Raw genomic sequence first — 25,373 nt, forward strand, 5'->3', positions numbered from 1 at the left:
GCGCAGTCTGTGACCTCATTTCTCGTTTATTGCATTTAAGATTAATACAGTGCACTCAATGCTGTGCCAATAAGCTTTTCAATAAAAAATGATGTTTTAAGTTGAACGGAACTGGAGCATAGAATGAATATATTTGAAGCCTTAAGAGAAAGTCACGTTATACAACGAAATTTGGCTGAACGACTACTCCAAACTTCAGGGGATACGCCTGAGCGCCGTGAGCTATTTGAACGCCTTAAAAATGAATTATTTGCTCATGCTGTGGCAGAAGACCGTTATTTTTATATCCCTTTAATGATGACTGATTCGGGCCTCAACATTACCCGCCATGCTTTGGCAGAACACCATAAAATGGATGAGTTATTGGAACAATTGACCGAGACGGAATTCTCAAATCCGGGCTGGTTGGCAATTGCAAAAAAATTATCGGAAACCGTACATCATCACTTACAAGAAGAGGAGCATGGTTTTTTTCAGCAAGCAGGAAAAATTTTACTCGATGCTCAAAAGACTGCACTCGCCAAGCAGTATCAGCAGGAATACAAAAAGTACAAAAAAATTGAAAAAGACAGTTTGGTTTAAGTTCATTTTAAACAAAAGATGGCGAGTGCCATCTTTTGTGATTAAATCGCGTCATCACTTTGCGGTTTGGCTCTAAAGGTAACACCAACAGAGGCAATCATAATGCAAACTAGCGCCAACGTTTGCCACATACTAATTTGTTCTTTCAGTAATAACCAACCTGCCAAGGCTGCTAAAGCCGGCGACAAACTTGAAAGCGTCCCATAGCTGAGTTTACTTAAACGTTTCAAAGCCATCAGGTCTAGGGCATAGGGAATGGTTGTGGCGAGCAGCGCAATCAATAAAGCTTTCGGCCAGTATTCCGTTTGCATTAGCGCTGTAGGGTTATGCGTGGCACTAATGGGCAGAAGCACCAAGGCTGAGATCACAATAGCAATACTGAGAGCATGCATGCCGATATTTTGACGGACGACTTTTTGCCCAAAATAAATATACAGTGCCCAGCACGCACCCGCTGAAACCGCAAATGCGGCTCCTAAGAAGGAGAAGTTGGTTGCATTGGCTTGATGCCACGGCACCATCAGTGCAATGCCTAAAATCGCTAATCCGACCCAAATATAATCACGACGTTGTTTGATCGAGAGTAGCGCTAAAGTTAAAGGGCCTAAAAACTCTAAACCGACGGCAATACCTTGCGGCAGTTTACCCAGCGAAGCGTAGAATAAAATATTCATGAGGCATAAGGCTGCCGTATAGCTGAGTAAATCTTTCCACTTTAAATGCGGTAGGCGTTTGATGATGCTCCATGAGCGGAACATCAGCACAATTAAAATTGCCGCAAAGCACAGTCTAAGGGTCACCACGGTGAGGGGGTCCAGCACGGCAATCAACTGCTTGGCAAAAGAAGCACTGATTTGATAGGACAGCATGGACAAGACCATGAACATCACTGCCATCAGTTGAGAATTAGGCATCATGCACACATCAGGTCATGGCGACCTGTTATTTTAAGAAGGTGGATTAGTATAACGATTCAGCACCCAAGTTGGATGCTGAATAAGCTGATTTTTTGAAATGCAACGACATGAATTTAAAAGTAATTGATACAGCCTTTGGATTTAAAAGCTAAATTCAAACGTTGGATCACATGATTTAAACTGCAGCTTGGCGGTTTTTTTGGGCTGTATAAGTACAACCAATAGACGCCATGATAATCACGCTGAGCGCAAGCCACTGTGACCACAATAGTTGCTCGCCTAGAAATACAAAACCAGACAGTGCTGCAATGGCAGGCTCAAGGCTCATGAGCGTTCCAAAACTTAGAGCGGTTAAATTGCGTAGCGCAATCATTTCCAAACTAAAAGGCAAAGCGCTGGCCAAAACTGCTAAAGCCACGAAATAAATCAGGTTTGAGGGTTCAAACACATTTGTGGGTAAACCACTGAACAGGGCGAGTGGCATTAATATCAGCATGCCGACAAACATACCTAAGCACACGGTATGATTGCCCGAAACACCCGATGGGCGCTGTCCCGCCACAATATACAAGGCCCAACATGCACCTGCACCTAGTGCAAATGCAATCCCAAGAGGGTCTAAAGGTTGAGCTGCTTGGTCGAAAGGAAACAGTAAAACTAAGCCTAAAATAGCCAGCCCGACCCAAACAAAGTCAAAGCGTTGTTTGGCATAAAACAGAGCAACACTGAGCGGGCCAATAAACTCAAACGACACTGCAATGCCGAGTGGCAGGCGAGCAATGGATAAATAAAACAATAGGTTCATGCCTGCCAAGGCAAAACCATAGCTGAGAATGGCTTTATATTTGACTTGCTTAAAATCAACCTGCCAAATTTTAAACAGCACGGCCAAAATGATTGATCCCAACAGCAAGCGCATGGCGGAAACAGTTAAAATGGGAAATTGATCGAACAGCACTTTGGCCAGTGAACCACTACTTTGCAAGCTGAGCATTGCAATCAGCAATAAAAAGGTCGCTTGGAGGTGGGGAGTACTTTTTAGATTTGGCATTATTAGAATACTAGATAGAGAAATGAATACTTGCAAAAAGTAGCGGAGAATGTGCTTGGGTCGCACATAAAATTTTAACAAGTATTCAAAAATAAAAAAACCACAGCTTGGCAGCTGTGGTTTTTAAAAAGAGTCGAATTAGAACAATACGCGAACGCGGATTGTGCCTTCAACGTCTTGTAGAGTATCTAAAGCTTCTTGAGATGCTGTTGCATCTACATCCATCACCAAGTAACCCACATCCCCTTTGGTCATTAAAGACTGACCAGAAATGTTGATGCCGTGTTCAGCAAACAAATTGTTGATTTTTGACAACACGCCTGGCACGTTTTTGTGGATGTGAAGTAAACGGTGTTTGCCTTCAGTCAACGGTAACGCGATTTCTGGGAAGTTCACCGCAGATAAAGTCATCCCTTTATCTGAATATGAAACGAATTTCTCAGCCACTTCTAAACCAATGTTTGCTTGCGCTTCCATGGTCGAACCACCTACGTGAGGGGTTAAGATCACGTTTGGAATGTTACGTAGTGGAGAAATGAATTCTTCACCATTGGCTTTTGGTTCTTTCGGGAACACGTCAACCGCAGCACCAGCAACATGACCTGATTTCAAGGCATCTGCTAAGTCTTCAATCACGACACATGTACCACGTGCAGCATTGATGAAGATTGCACCTTCTTTCATTTGTGCAAATTTTTCTTTGGTCATGAAGTTACGTGTAGACGGAACATCAGGTACATGCAAAGAAACAACATCAGCATTGGCTAAAAGTTCGTTTAAACTACCGACTTGACGTGCATTACCTAATGGTAGTTTTGTTACTGTGTCGAAGTAGATCACTTTCATACCCAAGCTTTCAGCAAGGACAGAAAGTTGTGAACCGATTGAACCGTAACCGACAATCCCTAAAGTTTTGCCACGAGTTTCGAACGAACCAACCGCTGACTTGTTCCAACCGCCTGCATGTGTATCTGTCGATTTTTCAGGTACACGGCGAAGAAGAAGAATAGCTTCAGCAAGTACAAGTTCAGCCACTGAACGTGTATTTGAGTATGGTGCGTTAAATACTGGAATACCACGAACCATCGCAGCATTTAAGTTCACTTGGTTGGTACCAATACAGAAACAACCAACAGCGATTAATTTATTCGCTGCTTCAAACACTTCTTCAGTGAGTTGTGTACGGGAACGAATACCAATGAAATGTGCATCTTTAATCGCTTCTTTCAACGCTTCACCTTCAAGCGCAGTTTTACGATAATCGATGTTGGTGTATCCGGCAGCATTTAGTGTGTCGATTGCGTTTTGGTGAACGCCTTCTAACAACAAGAAACGAATTTTATCTTTAGGAAGTGAAAGATGTTGGCTCATTACGGCTCCGCTACAAAGGCCAAATTTAGTGGCGATATAATAGCACGTACCGCGCCCGATATACATTTCCTTTATGCGGACTCTGCTGGGTATTTTTAACCTCTATGGTGCGTAAAAAAGTCTTTTTGGTCTAATTAAACTAATCATTTCAAAGGTATCCTGAATAAAACAGCTTTTTCTGCGGGAAACAGAAAAAATGCCTTATAATATGACTCCGTGAAAATAAGCCAGTTGCACACTGCTGCTTAAATCCTCACGAACTGCCTGAGCCTTAGGGCATGGAAAGACTGAAATAAAGCGCTTTTCATGTAGAGAACCCTAGCGCCACAAACAACTTGTTTACTTCTTGCAAGGTCTGAAAACGATGAATGCTCCAGTCGCTTTAACCCCAGAGTTATTGACCCAATTGACAGCAATTGTAGGTGAAAACCGCATTAAAACCGATGCGGATAGCCTTGAAAATTGGGGACGCGATCATACCAAACATTTTGATCCAAACCCGTCAGTCATCGTTTTTCCATCGAGCACGGAACAAGTGCAAGCGGTTGTGAAACTTGCAAATGAGTTTAATGTTGCGATTACACCATCAGGTGGTCGTACTGGCTTATCTGCCGGTGCAGTCGCTGCCAACGGTGAAATTGTGGTGAGTATGGACAAGATGAACCAAATCTTGGAATTCTTCCCAGCAGACCGTATGGTTCGCGTCCAAGCAGGCGTGGTGACTGAACAGCTACAAAACTATGCTGAAGAGCAAGGCATGTATTACCCAGTCGATTTTGCTTCTGCGGGTTCGAGTCAAATTGGTGGAAACATTGGCACCAATGCAGGCGGTATTAAAGTCATTAAATATGGCATGACGCGTAACTGGGTACTCGGTTTAACTGTAGTTACGGGTAAAGGTGATGTGCTGCGTCTAAACAAAGGCATGATCAAAAACGCAACTGGTTATGCGCTGCAACATTTATTCATTGGTGGTGAAGGGACACTGGGCTTAGTGACTGAAGCTGAAATCAAACTGGAACGCCAACCGCAAGACCTTCAAGTAATGGTGTTGGGTGTGCCTGACTTTGATGCTGTGATGCCTGTACTGCATGCTTTCCAAGCAAAAATTGACCTGACTGCATTTGAGTTCTTTGGTGAACTGGCAATGCAAAAAGTGTTGGCACATGGTCATGTACAACGTCCATTTGAAACCGAATGTCCATTCTATGTATTGTTAGAATTTGAAGCGCCATTTGAGCCAATTATGGACAAGGCGATGGAAATTTTTGAGCACTGCATGGAACAAGGCTGGGTACTGGATGGCGTGTTGAGCCAAAGCCTCGATCAAGTGGAAAGTTTATGGCGTTTACGTGAAGACATTTCTGAGTCGATTGCGCCATTTACACCATACAAAAATGACATTTCAGTTTTGATTACGCATGTGCCTGCATTTATTAAAGAAATTGATGCGATTGTGGCAAGCAACTACCCAGACTTTGAAATCTGCTGGTTCGGTCATATTGGTGACGGTAATTTACACTTAAATATTTTAAAACCGGCTGAATTAAGCAAAGACGAATTCTTTGCCAAATGTCAGGTAGTGAATAAATATGTCTTCGAAACTGTGAAAAAATACGACGGTTCAATTTCTGCTGAGCACGGTGTTGGTATGACCAAAAAGCCATACCTTGACTACACGCGTTCGGCGGAAGAGATTGAATATATGAAGGCATTGAAGCAAGTTTTCGATCCAAACGGAATTATGAACCCAGGTAAATTATTCGACCTTTAAGTTCGAATCGAGTTTTAAAAGCGCATCCATTGTGATGCGCTTTTTTATGGCTGAAGGGACTGAATTACATTTACTAAATAGTGTAATAGGCCTAAAAAAGGCATGATGGACTGATAAATAATGAATTTTGGGTGGGATTTATGTTGCGTATTATTTTAGCATCAGCCGTATGTGTGGGATTATTGTCAGGTTGTGCGACGACCAAAGAGTTTGTGAATAAAGTCGGTTCGTCAGATACGCCGTTGGCTCAGGTACTTAAAGAGCGTCCAGATTTGCGTAATGAGTTGGCTACGGTTGAAATCCGTCAGTACTTTAATACGGTTGAGTCACCGACTGCGGCAGAAGTTAAAGTGACTGAAACAGGGTTGTTAGATGATTCGGTGAAGTCGGTGCGTACCGTGTATAACTTTAAGTTGGTCGATGGCGACTGGGAAAAAACTGCGACGAAAACCTCTTACCAATGTGCGCGGGGTAAAAATACCAAAAACTTCCAAACAGCGAAGTGTGCATAATAAATCTTTGATTTATGGTTGAAATGTAGGCGAGTCTGCCTCATAAAAAGCGTATCGGTTGATGCGCTTTTTTGCTTTTTGGGGCGGTATAAGCAAAAACCTTTTCTATTTTTTAGTTGAGCTGTGGATGAAAAAAGACAAGATAGTTTCTGATAAAAAACCTGATTTTACTGAAATTAGTGATATAAAAGCTTTAGATTGCCCCAAAAATGTGAACAGAATGAACATCCAACAAGAAATTCAAAACTTATTCGAAAACAGAGATGAACATCCATTATTTTATATTGAAAGCGGTAGCCGTCTATGGGGAATGGCAAGTCCAGATAGTGATTATGATGTAAGAGGTGTGCATCTGCCGTCTAAGGCGCAATATTATGACTATCGCCAACATCGTGATCTTATTGAAATCATGGACGGCGATTTCGATTTTGTTTCATTCGATTTGAACAAAATGTTTGGTTTAATTGCCAAAAGTAACCCAACAGTTTTGGAATGGGTACGCGCTCATATTGTTTATTTTAATGCATTTCCAGAATGGGAAAATTTTAGAGATGGATTATTGAATCGAGTAGATTATAAAGCATTGTATTATCACTATTTATCTCTTGCAAAAGGTGGGATGCAAGTGATGCAGACAGCAGATAATTTTACTTATAAGAAAGTGTTTTACTCAATTCGAGGTTTAATGTCTGCTGAATTAGCAACTCAACAAATCATGCCTGAGTTACAGATTACAGAGTTGTTTGATCAAATTAGTGCAGATGACCCCTTACGGCATTGGGCTGAAGACTATTTAGAAATTAAGAAACAACAAAAAGAAAAAGCACAGTTACCAGAGGTTGAGCAAACTAAAATTTTAAAGTTATTAGAATGTAAAATTGAAGTGCTCAATACACAGCCAGTTCAGTCGACCAATGATTTAGAAAAGTTACAGCAATATCTTACAGAGTATAGTTTCAGTTTAAAACAACACTTCTATGGTACTTAGTTTGGTTGGTGGATTATTAAATCATGAAAACCCTTGCCTTTATTCACTCAGAAAGTACACGTACGGCTGTAGGCGACTTCGCCCCAGTCGTCTCTGTGTTTTCACACTATGAACTGGGAAATTCGGTTTCACCTTTTCTATTGCTGGATCATATCGGCCCGAGTTATTTACAGCCAACTCGCTTAAAAAAGGGCGTAAGTGAACATCCGCATCGTGGCTTTGAAACCGTAACCATTGTTTATCAAGGTGAACTCACCCATCAGGACTCTACAGGCAGTGGCGGTGTGATCGGCGCAGGGGATGTACAGTGGATGACGGCAGGGGCTGGGGTACTGCACGAAGAAGTATTTAGTGAGGCATTTTCCAAAACGGGCGGGGCATTTGAAATGATCCAGCTGTGGGTCAATTTGCCTGCCAAAGATAAAATGAATCCTGCACGTTACCAACACTTAAGTCATGAAGCTATTCCAGAAGTTGAGTTGGCGCAAGCTCAAGGAACAGTTAGGGTGATTGCAGGGGCTTATGAAAACCAGACAGGGCCCGCTCAAACGCATAGCCCTATGACCGTGTTGGATGTTCAACTTATAGCGGGTACGAAAACAGTTTTACCTGCATTGGAAGGTGAGACGACACTGCTGTATATCCGTAGGGGGCGTCTTCAGCTCAATAGCGGAGAAACTGTTGAAGCACAGCAGATGGCAGTCATGTCCAATCATGGCGAGCACCTTGAAATACAAGCGATACAAGACAGCGCTTTTTTATTACTCAGTGGGCAGCCTTTAAATGAACCCATTTATGGACGTGGCTATTTTGTCATGAACACTTTCACCGAAGTTTTACAGGCGTATGAGGACTTAAAACAAGGGCATTTTATTGCGCCTAATACAAAACCAAATGCGACAGATGAAACTTAAAAAAGTAACAATACAAACAGATGCAACACTGCTAAAATAGCTTAACAGAGCTTTGTCGGTGTCACCGCTCAGTCTATTTTAATAACACCTTTTCTAAAAACGCTTTGTGAATACAGCGTAAAACCAGTGTGCATTTCTCGCACCCATTACATTTTTTATTCAATTTTACAGTGCTTGCCATTGGGCTTAGTCGTCTCTCCCTCTAACGGACTTCGCTCAGGCTTGTACGCATTTTATATGTAGATAACAATGCAAAACGTACAAACTCTAAAGTTAAGCCGTGCCACATTGATGTTTCCTTTGGCATTGGTTTTATTCGAATTTTCGGTCTATATCGGTAACGATTTAGTCCAGCCTGCTATGCTCGCGATTACCCAAGACTTTGGGGTAAGCAGTGCGTGGGCACCATCCTCTATGTCCTTTTATTTACTGGGCGGTGCTTGTGTCGCGTGGCTACTTGGACCACTCTCAGACCGTTTAGGTCGTAAAAAAGTGTTGCTCGCAGGTGTGGCATTTTTCGTGCTGACCTGCCTCGCGATTTTACTCACTCAAAATATTGAGTCTTTTTTGGCGCTCCGCTTTTTACAAGGCGTGGGGCTATCGATGATTTCTGCGGTGGGTTATGCCGCAGTACAGGAAAGTTTTGAAGAGCGTGATGCCATTAAAGTCATGGCACTCATGGCGAATATTTCTTTGCTGGCACCGTTACTTGGTCCTGTTGTCGGGGCGTTTATGATTGACCATGTGTCATGGCATTGGGGCTTTATTGGCATCGCCTTTTTGGCTTTTTTAAGTTGGTTTGGTTTAAAAGCCAAAATGCCTGCGACACAACAGCGTCATCCGAAAAAGCCGCTGCGCTATATTTGGGATGACTATAAAACGGTCTATAAAAATAAGACCTTTTTGGCGCTCACCTTTGGTTTGCCTATGGTCGCGATGCCTTTGATGCTTTGGATTGCACTGTCACCTGTGATTTTAGTGGAAGAACTTGGCTTGAGCAGTATGCAATACGGCTTGGCACAGTTCCCCGTCTTGGGGGGGCTCATTCTGGGCAACATAGTACTGATTAAAGTCATCGACAAAATGGCACTGGGTAAAACCGTGTTACTCGGTTTGCCTTTGATGTTCGTCGGTACGCAGTTGGTGGTGCTCGGCACCATTTTCCAAAGCTATTTCTTGCCGTTACTGATTGTGGGGATGACTTTGGTGAGCTTTGGTGAAGGCATTAGTTTTTCGGTGTTATATCGCTTTGCGTTGATGTCATCGGAAGTGTCCAAAGGGACAGTTGCAGCAGCCGTTTCAGTACTGATGATGTTTACGTTCTTCTTCGTGATTGAACTGGTGCGTATGGCTTATGTGGAATTTGGTCTTTGGGCTTATAGTTTGGTCTGCCTGATATTGATTGCACTTTGGTTTAGCTTTCCACGTGCGACCGTGAAAAAAGTGATGCAAAAACGTCTTGAGCGTGGTGTTTACTAAAATTTTATTCGCTGAATTCAGCGAAGTGCACATCATAAAAAAGCGCGCATTCATTTGAATGGGCGCTTTTTTATTAAGGCTTTAAAAAATCCTTTTTAAAGCCAGTTTTTTAAACTTAGGCTTCAGCTTGCTCAGGTTCTAATTTTTTAATTTTGGCATCAAACACAAAAGGTCCAAAAGGTAAGATCGAAGCAATCAAACCTAGAATAAACATCTTCAAAGACCATTTTTGCTTTTCACAGACCACAAACAGCACGATGAGAAACAGGATAAATAATACGCCATGGCCCATACCCACGTATTTGACTAGGATCGGGTTATCAAAGATGTATTTCATTGGCATCGCAACGAATAACAACAGTAAAAAAGAAATCCCTTCTAAAAATCCTACAACACGTAATGTCTGAATGTTCATGGTCAAAAAATCTATGAGAATGAAGCTCGAGTGTACGCAAGAACCAGATAAAAATGAACCACAATACACCCGTACATCATGAAGCTTTTAAAGATCGACGTTGTGTCGTCCGTTTTATTTAATGTCTCGGGCTAGCAGTTCAGTTTTTAACTTCAGCAATTCAGGCAAGGTTTCCAGTAGTAGACTGATTTGTTTGAGGACCAAGTGTAAATTCTGACTCATTGTTTCTTGCGCATTTAGGCGTTTAATCTCTGCCAGTTTCTGCTGGATGTCGAGTTCAGCTAATGCCTGCTGATGGAGCAGTACATGATTCAGCGTATTTTGACACCACAGCATGAGTTCCAGCACCTGCGTATCCTGCACCAATTCTCGGTGACTTCCCAAAGCAGAAATATAACTGAGTTGACTGTGGCTATATACCAAGTAGCGAAAAGCATGATGTACCAGTTCTGGGTTTGGATTGGGCTCGGTACTAAGACTGGAGATCATGTTTGCCAGTTCAGTTTGGGCATTATGCGCAGTACGACGCGCACTGCGGTAAGCCAGACTATTATTTTTGCCGTGTTGATATTGCTCACAGATGGCATTGAAATAGTTGAGGGTTGCATCGGATGCTTTTTTAATGGTGTTGGAAATATTGCGGAAGTCCCAATCGGGCCAAATAAAACTCACTGCGAACCAAGCAATGGCACAACCAATGAGGGTGTCTATAATTCGCGGTAAAATAATGGCATAGCCTGCACCTTTTAAATTAAAAATCAGCAGCACCATGAGTGTTGCCATCAGGGTCGCCATGGCATATTTCTTGGAACTGAGATAGAAAAAACACACGCCAAAAATAATGGTTAGTAGCAGTTGTCCTTCAATACTCGGCACAAAATACAGCAGCGGAACCCCTAAAACAACGCCCAAAATAGTGCCCAAGGTTCGCATTTTTAAGCGGCTTTTGGTGGCGAAATAACGCATTTGGCAAACGAATAAACTGGTGAGCAAAATCCAATAGCCATGTTGCGCAAAGGGCAGAAGCGAGATGCCATAACCTACAGCAAAGACAAAGGCGATGCGTACCGCATGTCGAAACAGTGCGGATTGGGGGGTGAGATGTTGACTGAGTTTGAGCCACAGATCATGCCAATCATGGATATCATCATCATATAAGTTGAGGTTATCAATATGCTGTTGATAACGCTGTTCTTGGCGCGATTGTAGTTCGTTGAGGTGCTGAAAACGTTCATGCACACTGTCCAAATTATTTAAAATCAGTTGTAGGTTTTTGACTTCAATATTGTGTGGATGATCTCGAACCCAGTCCTGCATGGAACTGTGTAAATTCAGCAACGCCTGAGTGGTCGTTGGATCGGATACATAGGTTTGATTGTTCAAAATACACCGTGCCAAAGCCTGACAGGCAAGGGCTTGCAGCCGAATATTTTTTTGAATACGAAAAATGAGGTCAGTTCGGCTAAAGTTTTGATGTAACTGCTCATAGTGCAAATAATTAGAGCTGGCTTGTTCATGAATGTCTTGAACGAGAAAATAGAGGTTGAGCCAATAAATTGTATTTTGGTTGGCGCGAGATGCTTTTAGTCGCGTCAGTAGTGAGCTTTTGGTGTGGTTAAAACTTTGCACCACGGTACTGTTTTGTAAGGATAGATCGTAGAGAAGCACTTCTACATTGTCTCGATTGTCTGGGTCGAATAGACGTGCTTTTGCGTTGAGCAAATCGGCAACTTGATTAAAACAGCGGGCTAAGTTGTCCTGAACGGCCAAGGTGGGTTTAAGAATATAAAACACAATAGCGGTACAGCCATACCACAATGCTCCCAAGACAAAACAACTGGGTTGAAAGTACCAAGCCGAATATTCACCTAGGCCAAACATACTGTATAGGGAAAGTAAAATGGTACCAAAGCTCATTGCTGCATAGCGTTGCCCTAGTGCCCCCAGTAAAATAAAACAAGCACTAGACAGTGATAAATATAAGATGAAAAAGAATTTATAAGGATGTAAAAAATCTAAAATGCTACTAACACTAAAGAACAAGATACAGACATAGGCAAGATTTCTGAGACGAATGCTGAGCCGGTCATCGAAGTCGGTCAGGGCTGTTGCAATTGCGCCTAATGTGGTCGGAACGATGAGCTGTTGCAGTCCTAAAAAATATAAACCTAAGGTTGTGCCACTCAGCACAATCAAGATTTGCAAGCAATACATAAAAATTGCATTGGACTGAAAGGACTGAAACCACTGACGAAGATTGTTCACGATGTAATAGTCTAGGCTTAGTTTTATTTTGGTTTTAGCCTGAACTTTTTTTAGAGCACTGTCAATTTAATGCGGTGCTCCATTGCATGAAAAATTCACCTATGACAATAAAAATGCAGCAGAGCATGGCTCCGCTGCATTGTGTGTATAAGTCGAAACTTATCCACATGTGCGAGTTCAAAACACTACTTTATTCACACTGCATGGGATAATAGATTTATTTAATTACGCCACACGCAATACGGTCACCGCCACCGCCAAGTGGTTTAGGGGTGTCTGAATAGTTATCACCACCTGCATGCACCATTACCGCTAAGCCCTCAACGTCAGCTAAACTTAAGCGAGGAGCGAGTAAATTGACTTTTGCATTACCTGCTGAGTCGACATTCAAGATGGGTAAATCACCCAGATGTCCATTCAGTGGTGTGCCATGGTTTGGCGCTTTTTCTGGGTTAAAGTGTCCCCCAGCGGCTAAAGCAGCCACAGGTTTTCCTTCTTTTTCAGCCACATCACACGAACCTTTTTCATGGATATGAAAACCGTGTGGGCCAGGTGGAAGTTGAGTCAAATTGGTTTGAATTGCTAAACCAACAGGGCTATCAATAAAACGAATGGTGCCAATTTTTTGTCCCACACCTGTAGTTGAAACAGCGTGTACATCGACGTCTTTGACCATCGTGTTGGTTTCAGTAGGTGTAGTGGTACATGCCACAGTCCCTAAACCGATTAAAGTCACAAGTGCGCTTAGTTTGAAAGCAGAAGACAACATGTTGGATCCTTTTTTCCTTAAAATTCAGAACCATTCAAACAAAGCCAGGGCTTCTGTTCAATGTTGTCCGTACAGCGTTTTTGTATCTGACATAAAAAAACGCATACTTTCGAGGAAAGCATGCGTTGAAGTCATTTCACTGAACTTATTTTTTTGGCGTATCTAAAGGCTCTTCGGGTGGATCATAAGCCAATGTCGCTTTTGGCATCATTAGGGGTTCATTGACTTGTTCATGTAGCCATTCGCGCCAAATGGCTAACAGTACCGCTAGAATCACGGGGCCGACAAATAAGCCGACCATACCAAAGCTGGCTAAACCACCCAATACACCAAACATGATCAGTAAGAACGGAATTTGCGTTGCACCTGAGATCACCAATGGGCGAATCACATTGTCTGCTGTGCTGACCACACAAACCCCCCATACCATCACACCAATCGCTTCAATAGTCTGCCCTTGAGAGAATAACCATAAAGACACGGCGCTATATGCCACAGGAGGGCCAAAAGGAATGAGTGCAAAGATAAAGGTCACAATGGTCAGTACCATTGGGTTTGGGACACCAGCAACAAAATAGCTCAGGCCTGCCAAGAGTGCTTGCGCAATTGCAGTCAGGCCAACCCCATAGACTACAGCACGCGTGGTTTCAGAAATAGTATCTAAATAGTGGTGGATACGTGGGCCAATCACCATCTCCAGCGCTTTACTGACCTGATTTAAAATGGTTTGTCCGTCACGATAGAAGAAGAATAACGACATCACCGCAAAACAGAGTTTAAAAATATTTTTACTGATTTCACTCAGCACCAAACGACCATAATTTAAATGGCTTTGAAACCAGCCTGAGACATTTTGTACAATACTGTTCGGATCGGTGTTGATTTCTTTTAAAGTACGGGTGACTTCTTTACCAATAATGGGCAAGTCCCGAATAAATTGAGGGACATCTAAATGACCTGAGAACACTTGTCTTTGCAGTTCATAAAACAGATTACGGCCCTCATGCTGCAGCATAAAGATGGCAAAGGTCAGCGGGATGCCGACAACTAAAACCACCATACTGATCATGATGGTGGCGCTTAAGGTTGGACGCGGTCCACAGAGTTTCTGCACTGAGTGATATAGAGGCCAAGTGATGTAGGCAATAATCGCAGCCCAAAGCACAGGTACAATAAAGTATTTCAGGACTTGAAAGCTCAAATAGAACAGAATAAAAATCAGTCCAAATAACAATACTTTTTGTAAGGCTGGTGCGTATCGTTGCACGGTATTCACTGCTATATCTCTAAGGTCAAAGTCATATTAACTGAAAAAAATGCGCACGAGAACGTACCCTTGGTAAGTTCTCGTGAATAACCGACTATAAATAGGGAATAGCCCCGTTTTATCTATAGCAGAATATTTTAGAACCAAGCACTTGGGTCATCGACAATGGCGTTGAGCAGCGGTTGCCATTGGCTTTGAATGGAGAGGTAATTCTTTTGTGTTTTATCAAATACACTTAAACCGTGCATTGCCAATTGGCCATACGCGGTACGTTCTGAAATCCATGCTACAGGTTGCTGTTCAATTTTCGCAAAAAAATCTTGGATGTCTTTGGCACTGGCGCTGTTGGCTTTGACCCGATTGGCCAAAAGCAAAATTTGCACTTTGCCTTTACGAATGCGTTTAATGTCTTGTAAATGTTTTAAAAAACGACGGGTACTGTCAATATCAAAAAACGAGGGTTGCAGTGGCGTCACAATCGCATGCGCTTCACTGACCAGCTGTTCGGCATGCTCACCAGACAGCGCACCCGGCGCATCGATAATTAAATATTCAATGTTTTTAGGCACTTCACCTATCGATTTCTCATGGCGCCAATCTAAACTTTGAATATGCGCCACTTGCTCTGGACGCTGTTTTAACCATTGACGAGCAGATTTTTGATTATCGGCATCGGCCAAAGCCACTTTATAACCTTTTTGTGCGAGTGCCGAAGCTAAATTGATTGCGGTTATCGTTTTGCCACAGCCACCTTTTTGGTTGGCGATTAATATCGTTTTCATGACCTTAAATGATTTTATTCTGCTCACCCCTAGCATATCATTCTTTTGTGTGTCGCATATGACACCAAACCAAAGTTGTAAGTTTAAATCTTGCTACCTGTAGCACAAAATTAGGAAAGAACCATGTCCATATGGATGGCAATGTTGATCGGTGCAGCAATTGGTGTGGTGTTGACCACCCTTATTTTAAGTCACAGCCGAAATGGACGCATCAAAGCAGAATATGAGCGCTACATTGCCGAATTAGAACTAGAGCATCAGCAGGCTTTGGCTCAAGCACAAAAGCGCAGTGTCAATACCAGTCGTGCAGTGCTCAAAGGTAAAATGGCGGAGCAACTGGCACCGATTATGCCGCAGTTTGAATACTTACCCAGCGATGCCAAGTTTTTGGGTGATCCTGTCGACTATGTGGTCTTTGATGGTTATACCGACCTGCGTGATGGTGAGGGGAGAGCAGAAGATATTGAAATTGTTCTCATTGATATTAAAAGCGGTGGGGCGAGGTTAACCAAAGGACAAGTTGCCATTGCACAAGCGATTCAAGCAGGGCGGGTTCGTTTTGAAACGGTCCGCATCGACTTCGATACGATTGAATAAGCTTGATAATGTCTACCCATGAAAGCATCTTGCTTGATATAGAGCAGATGTCTTCTACATGACTATCATGACCCATCGCTTGAATGTAGCTTTTGAGCACGTGCAAAAAACATCAGTTGTCCGAGTTTCGGAATACCTTCGGCATAAAAGTAGTGTTGTTCTATCAAATTAAAACCTGCTGCTTTTAAGGCCTGTTCAATGTTTCGATTGAGATGGCAACCATCGGCTAAACGTTTTTGTACAGGTGTGAGTAAGTGTTGTAGACGCTGAATATAAAGGTTATTTGTATTTAATACATGTTCGACCACATGTAAGGTGCCACCCGGTTTGAGCACGCGTAATATTTCCGCCAAAGCCAGTTCTAGCTCAGCAATACTACACAGTGTCCATGTACTGACCACATGCTCAAGGCTCTGGTCAGCAAAAGGCAGCTTTTCCGCACGGGCTTGTACATGATGCACTTCAAATGCTGCTGCTTGTACCCGCTCTAAAGCCAAATGATAAATTTCAGGACTGGGTTCAAGGGCAAAGACAGTATCGACATTTTGATAAAAGGGTAGGTTCAGCCCTGTACCAAAACCAATTTCCAATACCTCTCCCTGAATCGGCAAAAGCAGTTCGCGGCGCTTGTCCATTAAGCTTGGTACTTGCATGACCTGATTCAGGACATGTGGAAAGATGTGTTGTTGATAGTATTTATAAAGCATGATTGTTTTTGGGGCTCTGTTCTTCAGCTCTAGCCTAACTGAAAAGTGCTGTGGCTAAAAGTAGACTGCATAATTCGTTCACAATGTTACTAAGTTCATAAGCTTCTTTTCAGGAAAGTGGACTAAGATGAAATTGGTTCATATTTTCCTAAGTCGATGGGAATGAGGTTTGCAATGAAATCTAAATTTATCCTGCTCGGTTTACTCAGCAGTTTGCTGTTGCCCATCAGTGCAAGTGCCACTGTGGATTACAACATTGCTAAAGGTTTAGCGCCGACCTCTAAAGATCAATCGATTTCGGTATTGAAATCGTTTAAAGGTGATTTTCGAATTTTAGGTTCTAAAATGTATTCGGATGATGCACAAGCGAAATTCTCCCCGATTGACTACGCCGTGAGTTGGGGCTTGTTTGCTGAACCTGAAATTGCACGCCATATTACCGTGAATCAATACGACCGTTATCTCAACTGGAAAATTGATCGTTTGCCTGTGCCTGCCGAGCAAGCCATGCAAATGGTGTCAAATATGCACATCATTCCAGCCAACCCTGAAATTGCTAAACAAATTAAACACGTGAAACGTGGTGATTTGGTTCGTTTAAAAGGTGAGTTGGTTGAAATTAAAGACAAAGATATGGTCTGGACCTCATCCTTAACTCCGACCGATACGGGCGATGGAGCATGTGAAGTATTTCGGGTCAGCTCAATCCAATGGATCGAACGGGTAAAGGGGTAATGTGGAAGTAGCGCTGAGTTACTTCATCGTGCTGTTTTAATGTTTTCTAGGCGATTATAGCCATATGAAGTCTTGCCCCACGTGAAACCTACTTGTCAAATCTGCGGATGCTTATAGGTGTATCAATGTTAATAGTGTTTATAAATATCTGATAATAAAATTAATATTGTATTTGTTTAAAACCACGTTCAAGTAACTTGAACGTGGTTTTTTATCTTTATTTTGCAGTTAATGCCGTACCCTCAAATTCAATACCATCCCATCCATTCAACATGAACTGACGAATATTTTGATGATCTGTTGCATCAGGTGTCGCTAAAACGGAAGCATAGTGTTCTGCAAATAGGCTTAAAGTTTGCGTTTGATCGAGACCTTGAAGTTGTGCAAACGAAAACACTTTTGCGCTACCTTGGTTTTCAGTTGCCGCATTGTGCTGCAAACCATTTTTAAATGCAGTTGGTGTATGTGTATAGGCTGCTTCAATAAAAGCCAATACATCTGAAAATTTTGCTTCGCCCGCTGCAAGCTGAGCCAATAGTACTTGTGCCATGCGTCTATTTCCGACTAAATTTATGTCCACATCATACCCAAAAATTGCATGTTTGGGAGTTTTTGCCTGAGAGAAAACCTTCTGTTTTGCATGAAGAACCTATGTTAGTGATTTTGTGAATCTATGTTGCATTGGTCATAGTGCGCACTAGGGTGAAGTAAAGATATTTGGCGATCCTGAGTTCATTATCCAATGTAAAGCATGTGTGAGTTTGAATGCTGAAGTTCACTTTTGAGAGTGAGACAAGAAGATATATAAGGATCAACAACCGATGTTGAAAAACCTTGAAGTGCAAGGATTGATTCAGGTTTAATAGCGTTATAGTTGATGAACTGTGGATAACTTTGGACTTATCCATACCGCATTTTGTAAAGAATAGGATAGGTCAATGAATTGGATCTTGGTGGCAATGGGGGGCGGAATAGGGGCCTGTTTACGCTACGGTGCAGGATTATGGTTGTTTAAACCGAGTATGAGTTTTCCATGGCCGACATGGTGGATCAACATCATCGGTTGTTTTGCTGCGGGTATTTTCTTTGCTTTTAGCCAGAAGTTTCCAGTACTACAACAAGAAGCACGTTTATTTTTGATGGTGGGCATATTGGGTGGTTTTACGACATTTTCTAGTTTTGGCCTCGAAACTTTTCAGTTATTTAGACAGGGACAAACAGTGCTGGCTTTGAGCTATGCGCTGTCGAGTTTAGTGGTGGGCGTCATCGTGCTTGGGATCGGATTTTATCTGTTGGATAGTGTGCTTAAACATTAAGAAAAAAGCTGGTCAAAATAGGAACCAGAAAAGAACGCATAAAAAAGAAGCCTAAGCTGGAGGAGGTCTTAGGCTTCTTGATATCTTTACTATAACGCGTATAGCTTAAAGAAAAATGAAATTATTGTGAGCGTTTGAAACGCGCGAAACGTTTATTGAAGCTTGCAACACGACCTTCATTACTGGTTTGACGTTGTTCACCTGTATAAAACGGATGTGAAGCACTTGAGATATCTAAACTGACGTAAGGATAAGTCTTGCCTTCATACTCACGAGTTTGATGACTTTGTAAGGTACTGCTGATCACGAAAAACGCGTCGGCATTGGTGTCGTGGAACAGGACTTCACGATACTCTGGATGAATATTGGCACGCATAGACTTCTCCTTAAATGCATTATTTTGAAATGTTATAATATAACAATTGAGAAGTCAAAATAAACCCAGTGACTTTATGTAACTGGATTTATAGAGTTGTAGCGATTTTATCGTGCCCGCAGTTCTTATTTAGGCAGAAGGCGGGACCAACTCTTCAAATAGATCATTGAGGTTGTCGTGTACTTTGAGATGAATCAGGTTCCAATAATGTCCTGAGACTGTGCGATTGACCATTAGTGTATCGGGTGAGGGTTTAAATACATCCCAGTATTTTAGCGATGGTTTGACCAGTTCAATACCATCATGATGCGCTGAGTTCTCAGCAAAGTCATACAAAGTGGTCAGTGGACGCATGAGCACCTCTAACCATGCTTCATACAGTTCGGCAGGGAACTTGCCTTGCTCAGACATAGAGTGCAAAGCAGTCAGTTGCTGTTCCATGGCCAAGATATCACTGTCGCGCGCCGCTTGAATCAGCTGCTTAAAATGCATCACGATTTCAGTCGATAGGGTTTTTACACCGCCGTAGTCATATACGATCACGCTACCATCTTCTCGGAAAGCAAAGTTGCCCGGATGGGGGTCACAGTGGAAGCGCTTTAAGAAGAAAATCTCACGGCCAATGGCACGAAATAAACGACGCCCCAGTTCATTGCGCGTCTCTTGTGACCATGTACTGGCAGTTTCAATACTTTCGCCGTGCTCCAAGCTTAAGGTCAAAATATGACGGCTTGAATAGTCTTTGTAGACTTGAGGAATAATAATTTTAGAGTCTAAAGCTTGATGAAAGGTTCTTGCGACCTCTAAGTTTTGGGCTTCTATTTGATAGTTTAGCTCGTTGTCTAAACTGTCCTGAATTTCTTTAAAGAGTTGATCTTGCAGCTTACGGTCAATTTTGAGCACACCCATCAAGCGAAGCGCTAAGCGTACTTGTTTTAAGTCACTTTCACAGGCTTCTTCTACACCCGGATATTGAACTTTAACCACAACTTGCTCACCACTCGGTAAAGTGGCTTTATGCACTTGGCCAATGGAGGCCGCGGCAAAGGGTTGTTCATCAAAGGCGGTAAAAATTTGATTGAGCGGCTTGCCGAGTTCATTTTCAACTTGAGCTTTGATCTCTTGAAAAGGCATCGCAGGCGCTTGACGTTGTAATTTACTAATCGCACGTGCCACTTCAGGCGGGAAAATGTCTTTGTATTGAGATGCAATTTGCCCGACTTTCATCACGGCACCTTTCATTTCACCTAAGGTGTCTGCAATTTGAAGTCCAATGTCCTGAAAAAGCTGACTGCGCGCCGCATTTTTTTTATCTTCATCGGCATTGAAGTTTTTAATTGAATTGGTCACAGTTTTGGTTGCGATACTTGCTGTCATGCTGGCAAGTTTCATAAAGCGACGACCGGGCGTACGAGTCGTATTTGCCATGCGATATTCCTCGGGGAATTTTCATTACATCTCAGATTTGATCATAGGCGACAAATGCAAAACTGCCTACTTTAAATTGTTAAGCTGATGTTTCTATTTAAATAATAGTGGTCAGTTGAGTGCATTGCACACAAGATGTCGCTGCATTTAAAAATCGCGTTACACTGTGCGAAAAATTTTGAGTAAGAAATAAATGAAAGTTTATCGTTATTTTACAGGCAAGGACGATGTGCATTTTTGTGCGCGTGTCACCAAAGCACTCAATGAAGGTTATAGCCTGTATGGTTCACCCACCATGACCTTTAATGGCAGTGAGGTGATCGTGGGGCAGGTGGTGGTTAAAGACGTTGAGGATGAGAGTGAAGTGCCACAAGGTCTGAAAGACGCTTTGGCACAACAGTAGAACAACTGGAATAGGAGAAGAGTCTGGCTCCTTCCTATTCAGCACAATACATAACTTATGGATAGTCCTGACTGAGGCGTTTATTGTTGTTATAAAGACGGAGCAAGAGCAGGGCACACGCCACGCTTAAACCGACAATCAGTCCAATCCAAACACCTGCTGCACCTATGTTGGTGTAGCGCGCTAAATAGATACTGACTGGGAAAGCCACGATCCAATAGGCAACCATTGTGATCCACATCGGGCCTTTGGTATCTTGCATGCCGCGTAAGCAGCCTGCGGCACTAATTTGCCAAGCATCCATCAGCTGATAGGCAAGTGCAAATAATAGTAAATACATCGCAACTTCTGATACTTTGTGATCCGAGGTATAAATCGCCACAATTTCAGGACGAAACAGTGCAATCAGCAGCATGGTCATCAGCGCCAAAACCGTGCCTGTAGCCAGTCCAAGCTTTTGTACCTTGCGCATCGCGATCCAGTTTTTTTCACCATAGTAAGTCCCGACACGAATAGTCAAGGCGATGGCAAGGGACATCGGAATCATAAACAACTGAGAGGTGACCGACATTGCAATTTGATGCGCTGCCACAATGGTTTCACCCAATGGACTGAGAATAATCGCAGCGGTACTAAAAATACTGACTTCGAAGAAAATAGCTAAGCCAATGGGTAGGCCAAGTTTTAAAATACGCTCGATCCAATAGCGATCCATCTTCTCCCAAGTGCTAAACACTTGAGTTTTTTGATATGCCGAGGCTTTAAAAATATAAGTGGCCAAGGTGAAAAACATGATCCATTGTAAAATAGCAGTGGCAAATCCGCAGCCTGCCGAACCGAGTGCTGGAATCGGGCCGAAACCATACATAAAGACAAAGTTCAGTGGAACCAAAAGAACCAAGGCTGCTAAGCTAATCACAGTGACAGGGCGCGGATGACCAAGTGCCTCAGAATATCCACGCAGTGCCGCATACATAGTCACCGCAGGCATGCCAAAGCCAATGGCATGTAAAAATAGGCTGGCTTTAGGTAGTAAGTTTGCAGGTACACCCATGAGTGGCAGTAAGAGTGGCATGCTTTGTAAAATTAAACCCGCAATGCTCCCCAAAATAAAGGCGACCCACAGGGACTGACGAGCAATGGTGGCGATTTTTTCAGGGGTGCGTGCACCATTGGCTTCTGCCACCAACGGTGTTGTCGCAATCATGATGCCGCTGAACAGCAACATCACTGGTATCCATAAACCAACACCGACGGCAATCGAGGCTAAATCGGTAGGGGATAAATGCCCCGCCATAATGGTATCAATTAACCCGAGACCCGCTTGAGAAAACTGCGTGATCAGGATGGGTAGCATTAACACCAGTAACTTTTTTAATTCGAAACGATGGGACGTGATTTTATTTGTAGTCGACACAAAAATTACTCATATTCATCATGTGCTTGGTCTAAATAAATTCAGCGTTGTAAAGTGAGAAGCACACCAATAAAAATTACGACGCCACCAAGTAAACGCTGCCAATTGACAGGGGTTTTTTCGGTACCAAGTAGACCATAGTGGTCAAAAATCATCGAGGTCAGGATTTGTCCAAAAATAACCAAACCTGAAAACGTGAGAAAGCCTAATTTAGGCGCAGTATAGATGCTTATACTGATGGCATAAACCCCTAAGCAGCCACCGAGCCATAAGTACCAAGGAATATTGGAAAAATCATGTAACTGTGGTTTGTCGACGGGCTGGACTACAACCAAAAGTGCTAAAACGCAGGTTCCAATGAAGAAGGATAACAATGCGGCTTGTAGTGGAGAGTAAAAATATTCTCTGAGCTGTGTATTCAGCGCCGTTTGAAAAGTCATAGCAATGCCAATACCAAAGGCCAGTGGTAGCATAAACAGCAAGTGGCTCGATATTTTCATCATTTTAAACCATTCATTCTTCTTGTCTTTTTATCAGTCTAATCCAAATAGACACAGATTTCATAAGTGTCTTGATGCAGTCATGTTAAAATATGCAAGATTACCGCTGTGCTTTAGAGTCTCTTCCTTGACTGATTTACATCCTGCAAATATTCCGTTGTCTTTATATATTCACATGCCGTGGTGTGTGCGTAAGTGTCCCTATTGTGACTTTAACTCGCATGCGGTGCCAGATGGCAAACTGTCTTTAGATTTAGAGCAAGAATATTTACATGCTTTGGTGGAAGACTTTAAAACTCAACTCGAGTTTGCTCAAGGGCGTCATATTCATAGTGTGTTTATTGGCGGCGGAACACCGTCATTAATTTCAGCACAAGGGTATCAATGGTTATTTGCTCAGTTAAAAGCATTACTGCCTTTTGAGGCGGATTGTGAAATTACCTTAGAAGCCAATCCTGGAACAGTTGAACATGACCCTTTTGCCGATTATTTGGCAGCAGGTATCAATCGCTTGTCGATCGGGGTTCAAAGTTTTAATACTGAACATTTAACCAAGTTGGGACGAATTCACAGTAACGCCGATGCGATTTCTGCAATTGGCCTTGCGCGTGATGCAGGTTTTAAACGTATTAATGTCGACCTCATGCATGGTTTACCTGAGCAAACTTTAGAACAAGCTTTACTGGATTTAAAGCTGGCCGTAGACAATGGTGCAACGCATATTTCATGGTATCAACTCACGATTGAACCGAATACCGTGTTCTTTAGAACCAAGCCTGTCTTACCTGTGGACGATGTGCTTGAAGAGATTCAAGCCCAAGGTGAAGCTTATTTAAAAGCGCAGGGTTTTATCAATTATGAAGTTTCGGCATGGCGTAAAGAGCAGCCTTCTGCGCATAATTTGAATTATTGGCAGTTTGGCGACTATTTAGCGATAGGGGCAGGTGCACATGCCAAAGTTACCCAGCCAGATGGGGTCTATCGGTTCCAGAAAACTCGTTTACCCAAAGACTATTTGGCTAAAGTCCCTGCGGAGCATGTGCAGTTTAAGCGGATTGAAGCCGACGAACTTCCATTTGAATTTATGATGAATGCTTTGCGTTTAAATGATGGGGTTGCAGCTGAGTATTATGCGCAGCGTACAGGTTTGAATTTGGACAGTTTGGCTGAAACATTAGACTCACTACGCAGTCGAAAATTAATGGTGGATGATGTCACGCGTTTAGCATGTACCGAGCAAGGGCATGTATTTTTAAACTCAGTGTTGGAAGAATTTATCTAAGTTTTATAAAGCCATGCTTGTGTGAGTTGCCATCATGGCTTTGAATTTGGCTCAAAAGCGATACATGCGCAGTGGAAGTTCTATAAAAATTCTAATTTTTGATATTTTTTATAAGATATAGATTTATATAATAAAAATTGTTTTACTGTTATTGATTGTAAGACCTATAAATCAGCACGGCACAGTCTTCATTTCGTAGTCGGCTAAGATATGTGAGAAAAAATAGAAGACATGAAATTGGGGGAACGAATATCACGGCCTTCAGTAAGAATCTTCATTTAATTAAAAAACTGAGAATTTGGGTATTCAAGCATGGCAAGAGTTTATACAAAGATCGGCGATATTTTTTCTGTAGACTTAGAGCATGGCACGAAGAAATATTTTCAACTTATTGCTTATGATCAAACACAACTGAATAGTGATGTGATTAGGGCATTTAAAACTGAGTATCCATGTGGACCTCACTCTGACATATCGGATATTGTTCATGGTGAGGTCGAGTTTTATGCCCACTGTGTGACGAGATGGGGAGTAAAAATGGATCTGTGGACTAAAGTTGGCAAGAGTACGGAGCTTGGAGATATTTCTAAAATTCTATTTAGAGATTCAAGAGATTATGGTGCGAAAGTAGGAGAGGAAACAATAAAAATATCTCAAAACTGGTATGTATGGCACATCAATGATGATCAATTTACTTATGTTGGAGAGTTAGAGGGGGAAAACCGTAAAGCCGAAATAGGGGTGGTTGTGAACCCTTTTGATATAGTGAAACGTATAAAAACAGGGTATTACGATTTCGTATATCCACAATTTGAATAGATATTTTCTTTTAAGTTCACTTAAGTTTTAGTTCAAACATTGAACAATAAAAAAATTGACGATTCAATCCGCCATCTTACATAAAGAATCATACAAAACTCAATTTGTGATCGGCACTTTATATATCTGTTTAGTTTTGATTTAAAAAATGATTGAATGATTTAATCATCATAGATCAGATCATCTTCATGCACATTGATAAAGTCAGGTTGCGGATTTGTATCAAATTGAACCGCAGAAATGGACTCTTTGCCTAAAATCTTTGCTTTTCCCACTCTGTGCATACCATCCATTAATCGGCCTTGAGCACATAAAATGATGGGATAAGCTAAATCTGCCTCTTGAATGAGTTGCATATGCGCAATAATTTCATGAGTGGTTGGGTGAGTATCTGGATACCAATAAGCTTCGTCTAATTCCTTGATGTCTGATAGCGGAACTTGTCTGACTTTAAAAGATTGAGTGAGTTCGACCAAGTGATCGACATCCCAAATATAGGTATCATTTTCAACTTTTCTAAAATGATATTGCTTTCTCATCAGGATTAAACTCAGCTAAAAATACAAAAGAATTAAAACATAAAGTCTAAAAGAATACCTGCGCGTGAAATTAAGAGAGTTAATAATCATCAGGCTTTAAATGGTCAGCCCTTTTTGATTCAGCCGCTATGAATAGCGTTGATTCATTTGTACGAATTAGCTTACATC

The 25,373-nt window shown here is 42.1% G+C and carries 27 protein-coding genes; 12 read left to right on the forward strand and 15 right to left on the reverse strand.

Annotated elements, in window-relative coordinates; genetic code table 11:
* Positions 1–123: 123 nt before the first annotated feature.
* A complete protein-coding gene (locus JZ787_RS07250; protein ID WP_004978028.1) occupies positions 124–582 on the forward strand; it encodes a hemerythrin domain-containing protein in 459 nt (152 codons plus the stop codon).
* A 41-nt stretch (positions 583–623) separates the two neighbouring features.
* Here JZ787_RS07250 and JZ787_RS07255 read toward each other — a convergent pair whose 3' ends face one another.
* The 3 genes from JZ787_RS07255 to serA all read right to left on the reverse strand — a co-directional run bounded on the left by JZ787_RS07255 (position 624) and on the right by serA (position 3,921).
* Positions 624–1,496 (reverse strand): EamA family transporter, encoded by an 873-nt coding sequence (locus tag JZ787_RS07255; RefSeq protein ID WP_346312069.1) that lies wholly within the window; start codon positions 1,494–1,496, stop codon positions 624–626.
* A 178-nt stretch (positions 1,497–1,674) separates the two neighbouring features.
* On the reverse strand, positions 1,675–2,550 hold the full coding sequence (locus tag JZ787_RS07260; RefSeq protein ID WP_078425491.1) for an EamA family transporter: 876 nt from the start codon (positions 2,548–2,550) through the stop codon (positions 1,675–1,677).
* Between the two features lie 138 nt (positions 2,551–2,688).
* Entirely contained in the window at positions 2,689–3,921 is a 1,233-nt protein-coding gene (gene serA, locus JZ787_RS07265) for a phosphoglycerate dehydrogenase (RefSeq protein WP_004691438.1), read from the reverse strand.
* A gap of 364 nt (positions 3,922–4,285) precedes the next feature.
* Here serA and JZ787_RS07270 point away from each other — a divergent pair, with 364 nt between their 5' ends.
* The 5 genes from JZ787_RS07270 to JZ787_RS07290 all read left to right on the forward strand — a co-directional run bounded on the left by JZ787_RS07270 (position 4,286) and on the right by JZ787_RS07290 (position 9,588).
* On the forward strand, positions 4,286–5,695 hold the full coding sequence (locus JZ787_RS07270) for an FAD-binding oxidoreductase (protein ID WP_168158642.1): 1,410 nt from the start codon (positions 4,286–4,288) through the stop codon (positions 5,693–5,695).
* A 140-nt stretch (positions 5,696–5,835) separates the two neighbouring features.
* Positions 5,836–6,207 (forward strand): hypothetical protein, encoded by a 372-nt coding sequence (locus tag JZ787_RS07275; RefSeq protein WP_346312021.1) that lies wholly within the window; start codon positions 5,836–5,838, stop codon positions 6,205–6,207.
* Positions 6,208–6,427: 220 nt separating this feature from the next.
* Positions 6,428–7,195: a nucleotidyltransferase domain-containing protein gene (locus tag JZ787_RS07280; RefSeq protein WP_346312070.1), complete on the forward strand. Its 768-nt coding sequence runs from the start codon at positions 6,428–6,430 to the stop codon at positions 7,193–7,195.
* Positions 7,196–7,218: 23 nt separating this feature from the next.
* Positions 7,219–8,109 (forward strand): pirin family protein, encoded by an 891-nt coding sequence (locus JZ787_RS07285; RefSeq protein ID WP_346312022.1) that lies wholly within the window; start codon positions 7,219–7,221, stop codon positions 8,107–8,109.
* Between the two features lie 249 nt (positions 8,110–8,358).
* The gene (locus tag JZ787_RS07290) at positions 8,359–9,588 is read left to right on the forward strand and encodes an MFS transporter (RefSeq protein ID WP_346312023.1); all 1,230 of its coding nucleotides are present in this window, start codon (positions 8,359–8,361) and stop codon (positions 9,586–9,588) included.
* A gap of 115 nt (positions 9,589–9,703) precedes the next feature.
* On the opposite strand, the gene JZ787_RS07295 is transcribed toward JZ787_RS07290, so the two are convergent.
* From JZ787_RS07295 to JZ787_RS07315, 5 genes are all read right to left on the reverse strand, one after another.
* A complete protein-coding gene (locus JZ787_RS07295) occupies positions 9,704–10,003 on the reverse strand; it encodes a DUF3817 domain-containing protein (RefSeq protein WP_004977999.1) in 300 nt (99 codons plus the stop codon).
* Between the two features lie 114 nt (positions 10,004–10,117).
* Positions 10,118–12,268: a YccS family putative transporter gene (gene yccS / locus JZ787_RS07300; protein WP_346312024.1), complete on the reverse strand. Its 2,151-nt coding sequence runs from the start codon at positions 12,266–12,268 to the stop codon at positions 10,118–10,120.
* A 217-nt stretch (positions 12,269–12,485) separates the two neighbouring features.
* The gene (gene sodC, locus JZ787_RS07305; RefSeq protein WP_148825412.1) at positions 12,486–13,037 is read right to left on the reverse strand and encodes a superoxide dismutase family protein; all 552 of its coding nucleotides are present in this window, start codon (positions 13,035–13,037) and stop codon (positions 12,486–12,488) included.
* 145 nt (positions 13,038–13,182) lie between these two features.
* Positions 13,183–14,304 carry an AI-2E family transporter gene (locus JZ787_RS07310; RefSeq protein ID WP_168158788.1) on the reverse strand — a complete coding sequence of 374 codons (1,122 nt, stop codon included), beginning with the start codon at positions 14,302–14,304 and terminating at the stop codon, positions 13,183–13,185.
* A gap of 137 nt (positions 14,305–14,441) precedes the next feature.
* The gene (locus tag JZ787_RS07315; RefSeq protein ID WP_148825413.1) at positions 14,442–15,086 is read right to left on the reverse strand and encodes a ParA family protein; all 645 of its coding nucleotides are present in this window, start codon (positions 15,084–15,086) and stop codon (positions 14,442–14,444) included.
* A 123-nt stretch (positions 15,087–15,209) separates the two neighbouring features.
* On the opposite strand from JZ787_RS07315, the gene JZ787_RS07320 reads away from it, so the two are divergent.
* Positions 15,210–15,683: a Holliday junction resolvase-like protein gene (locus tag JZ787_RS07320; protein ID WP_004691414.1), complete on the forward strand. Its 474-nt coding sequence runs from the start codon at positions 15,210–15,212 to the stop codon at positions 15,681–15,683.
* Between the two features lie 65 nt (positions 15,684–15,748).
* On the opposite strand, the gene JZ787_RS07325 is transcribed toward JZ787_RS07320, so the two are convergent.
* Positions 15,749–16,390 (reverse strand): class I SAM-dependent methyltransferase, encoded by a 642-nt coding sequence (locus JZ787_RS07325; protein WP_234951074.1) that lies wholly within the window; start codon positions 16,388–16,390, stop codon positions 15,749–15,751.
* A gap of 174 nt (positions 16,391–16,564) precedes the next feature.
* Between JZ787_RS07325 and JZ787_RS07330 the strand changes: the two genes are divergently transcribed.
* Positions 16,565–17,125, forward strand: a complete 561-nt coding sequence (locus JZ787_RS07330) for a hypothetical protein (RefSeq protein WP_205667552.1) — start codon at positions 16,565–16,567, stop codon at positions 17,123–17,125.
* Positions 17,126–17,342: 217 nt separating this feature from the next.
* Here JZ787_RS07330 and JZ787_RS07335 read toward each other — a convergent pair whose 3' ends face one another.
* Positions 17,343–17,675 carry a HopJ type III effector protein gene (locus JZ787_RS07335; protein WP_094148672.1) on the reverse strand — a complete coding sequence of 111 codons (333 nt, stop codon included), beginning with the start codon at positions 17,673–17,675 and terminating at the stop codon, positions 17,343–17,345.
* Between the two features lie 388 nt (positions 17,676–18,063).
* On the opposite strand from JZ787_RS07335, the gene crcB reads away from it, so the two are divergent.
* Positions 18,064–18,441, forward strand: coding sequence for a fluoride efflux transporter CrcB (gene crcB, locus JZ787_RS07340; protein WP_004691408.1), 378 nt, complete (start codon positions 18,064–18,066; stop codon positions 18,439–18,441).
* A gap of 121 nt (positions 18,442–18,562) precedes the next feature.
* Here the strand turns inward: crcB and JZ787_RS07345 are convergent, their stop codons facing one another.
* Both JZ787_RS07345 and JZ787_RS07350 read right to left on the reverse strand, forming a co-directional pair.
* The gene (locus tag JZ787_RS07345; protein WP_094148671.1) at positions 18,563–18,817 is read right to left on the reverse strand and encodes a type B 50S ribosomal protein L31; all 255 of its coding nucleotides are present in this window, start codon (positions 18,815–18,817) and stop codon (positions 18,563–18,565) included.
* Between the two features lie 129 nt (positions 18,818–18,946).
* Positions 18,947–20,245 carry an AarF/ABC1/UbiB kinase family protein gene (locus JZ787_RS07350; protein WP_168158635.1) on the reverse strand — a complete coding sequence of 433 codons (1,299 nt, stop codon included), beginning with the start codon at positions 20,243–20,245 and terminating at the stop codon, positions 18,947–18,949.
* 193 nt (positions 20,246–20,438) lie between these two features.
* Here JZ787_RS07350 and JZ787_RS07355 point away from each other — a divergent pair, with 193 nt between their 5' ends.
* The gene (locus tag JZ787_RS07355; protein WP_004691402.1) at positions 20,439–20,648 is read left to right on the forward strand and encodes a DUF1737 domain-containing protein; all 210 of its coding nucleotides are present in this window, start codon (positions 20,439–20,441) and stop codon (positions 20,646–20,648) included.
* Positions 20,649–20,703: 55 nt separating this feature from the next.
* Here the strand turns inward: JZ787_RS07355 and JZ787_RS07360 are convergent, their stop codons facing one another.
* The gene (locus JZ787_RS07360) at positions 20,704–22,065 is read right to left on the reverse strand and encodes an MATE family efflux transporter (RefSeq protein ID WP_346312025.1); all 1,362 of its coding nucleotides are present in this window, start codon (positions 22,063–22,065) and stop codon (positions 20,704–20,706) included.
* A gap of 41 nt (positions 22,066–22,106) precedes the next feature.
* A complete protein-coding gene (locus JZ787_RS07365) occupies positions 22,107–22,568 on the reverse strand; it encodes a DMT family transporter (protein ID WP_168158634.1) in 462 nt (153 codons plus the stop codon).
* 124 nt (positions 22,569–22,692) lie between these two features.
* Here JZ787_RS07365 and hemW point away from each other — a divergent pair, with 124 nt between their 5' ends.
* Together hemW and JZ787_RS07375 are read left to right on the forward strand one after the other, a co-directional pair.
* Positions 22,693–23,847, forward strand: a complete 1,155-nt coding sequence (hemW, locus tag JZ787_RS07370; RefSeq protein WP_346312026.1) for a radical SAM family heme chaperone HemW — start codon at positions 22,693–22,695, stop codon at positions 23,845–23,847.
* Positions 23,848–24,159: 312 nt separating this feature from the next.
* Positions 24,160–24,666 carry a hypothetical protein gene (locus JZ787_RS07375; protein ID WP_346312027.1) on the forward strand — a complete coding sequence of 169 codons (507 nt, stop codon included), beginning with the start codon at positions 24,160–24,162 and terminating at the stop codon, positions 24,664–24,666.
* A gap of 161 nt (positions 24,667–24,827) precedes the next feature.
* Here JZ787_RS07375 and JZ787_RS07380 read toward each other — a convergent pair whose 3' ends face one another.
* Complete coding sequence (locus JZ787_RS07380) at positions 24,828–25,205, reverse strand: hypothetical protein (RefSeq protein WP_148825419.1); 378 nt, start codon at positions 25,203–25,205, stop codon at positions 24,828–24,830.
* Between the last annotated feature and the right edge of the window lie 168 nt (positions 25,206–25,373).

The organism is Acinetobacter sp. BWR-L5 (genome assembly GCF_039655985.1).
Taxonomy (GTDB): Bacteria; Pseudomonadota; Gammaproteobacteria; order Pseudomonadales; family Moraxellaceae; genus Acinetobacter; species Acinetobacter johnsonii.

Bases quoted from the DNA above. Each gene is read 5' to 3' on its own strand.
- crcB (WP_004691408.1), top strand. From the start codon at position 18,064: ATGAATTGGATCTTGGTGGCAATGGGGGGCGGAATAGGGGCCTGTTTA.
- JZ787_RS07325 (WP_234951074.1), bottom strand. From the start codon at position 16,390: ATGCTTTATAAATACTATCAACAACACATCTTTCCACATGTCCTGAAT.
- JZ787_RS07335 (WP_094148672.1), bottom strand. From the start codon at position 17,675: ATGGCACAAGTACTATTGGCTCAGCTTGCAGCGGGCGAAGCAAAATTT.
- JZ787_RS07345 (WP_094148671.1), bottom strand. From the start codon at position 18,817: ATGCGTGCCAATATTCATCCAGAGTATCGTGAAGTCCTGTTCCACGAC.
- JZ787_RS07320 (WP_004691414.1), top strand. From the start codon at position 15,210: ATGTCCATATGGATGGCAATGTTGATCGGTGCAGCAATTGGTGTGGTG.
- JZ787_RS07275 (WP_346312021.1), top strand. From the start codon at position 5,836: ATGTTGCGTATTATTTTAGCATCAGCCGTATGTGTGGGATTATTGTCA.
- JZ787_RS07380 (WP_148825419.1), bottom strand. From the start codon at position 25,205: ATGAGAAAGCAATATCATTTTAGAAAAGTTGAAAATGATACCTATATT.
- JZ787_RS07270 (WP_168158642.1), top strand. From the start codon at position 4,286: ATGAATGCTCCAGTCGCTTTAACCCCAGAGTTATTGACCCAATTGACA.
- JZ787_RS07295 (WP_004977999.1), bottom strand. From the start codon at position 10,003: ATGAACATTCAGACATTACGTGTTGTAGGATTTTTAGAAGGGATTTCT.
- JZ787_RS07280 (WP_346312070.1), top strand. From the start codon at position 6,428: ATGAACATCCAACAAGAAATTCAAAACTTATTCGAAAACAGAGATGAA.
- JZ787_RS07290 (WP_346312023.1), top strand. From the start codon at position 8,359: ATGCAAAACGTACAAACTCTAAAGTTAAGCCGTGCCACATTGATGTTT.
- JZ787_RS07255 (WP_346312069.1), bottom strand. From the start codon at position 1,496: ATGCCTAATTCTCAACTGATGGCAGTGATGTTCATGGTCTTGTCCATG.
- JZ787_RS07250 (WP_004978028.1), top strand. From the start codon at position 124: ATGAATATATTTGAAGCCTTAAGAGAAAGTCACGTTATACAACGAAAT.
- JZ787_RS07260 (WP_078425491.1), bottom strand. From the start codon at position 2,550: ATGCCAAATCTAAAAAGTACTCCCCACCTCCAAGCGACCTTTTTATTG.
- serA (WP_004691438.1), bottom strand. From the start codon at position 3,921: ATGAGCCAACATCTTTCACTTCCTAAAGATAAAATTCGTTTCTTGTTG.
- JZ787_RS07355 (WP_004691402.1), top strand. From the start codon at position 20,439: ATGAAAGTTTATCGTTATTTTACAGGCAAGGACGATGTGCATTTTTGT.
- JZ787_RS07375 (WP_346312027.1), top strand. From the start codon at position 24,160: ATGGCAAGAGTTTATACAAAGATCGGCGATATTTTTTCTGTAGACTTA.
- sodC (WP_148825412.1), bottom strand. From the start codon at position 13,037: ATGTTGTCTTCTGCTTTCAAACTAAGCGCACTTGTGACTTTAATCGGT.
- JZ787_RS07285 (WP_346312022.1), top strand. From the start codon at position 7,219: ATGAAAACCCTTGCCTTTATTCACTCAGAAAGTACACGTACGGCTGTA.
- JZ787_RS07365 (WP_168158634.1), bottom strand. From the start codon at position 22,568: ATGATGAAAATATCGAGCCACTTGCTGTTTATGCTACCACTGGCCTTT.
- JZ787_RS07330 (WP_205667552.1), top strand. From the start codon at position 16,565: ATGAAATCTAAATTTATCCTGCTCGGTTTACTCAGCAGTTTGCTGTTG.
- JZ787_RS07350 (WP_168158635.1), bottom strand. From the start codon at position 20,245: ATGGCAAATACGACTCGTACGCCCGGTCGTCGCTTTATGAAACTTGCC.
- JZ787_RS07315 (WP_148825413.1), bottom strand. From the start codon at position 15,086: ATGAAAACGATATTAATCGCCAACCAAAAAGGTGGCTGTGGCAAAACG.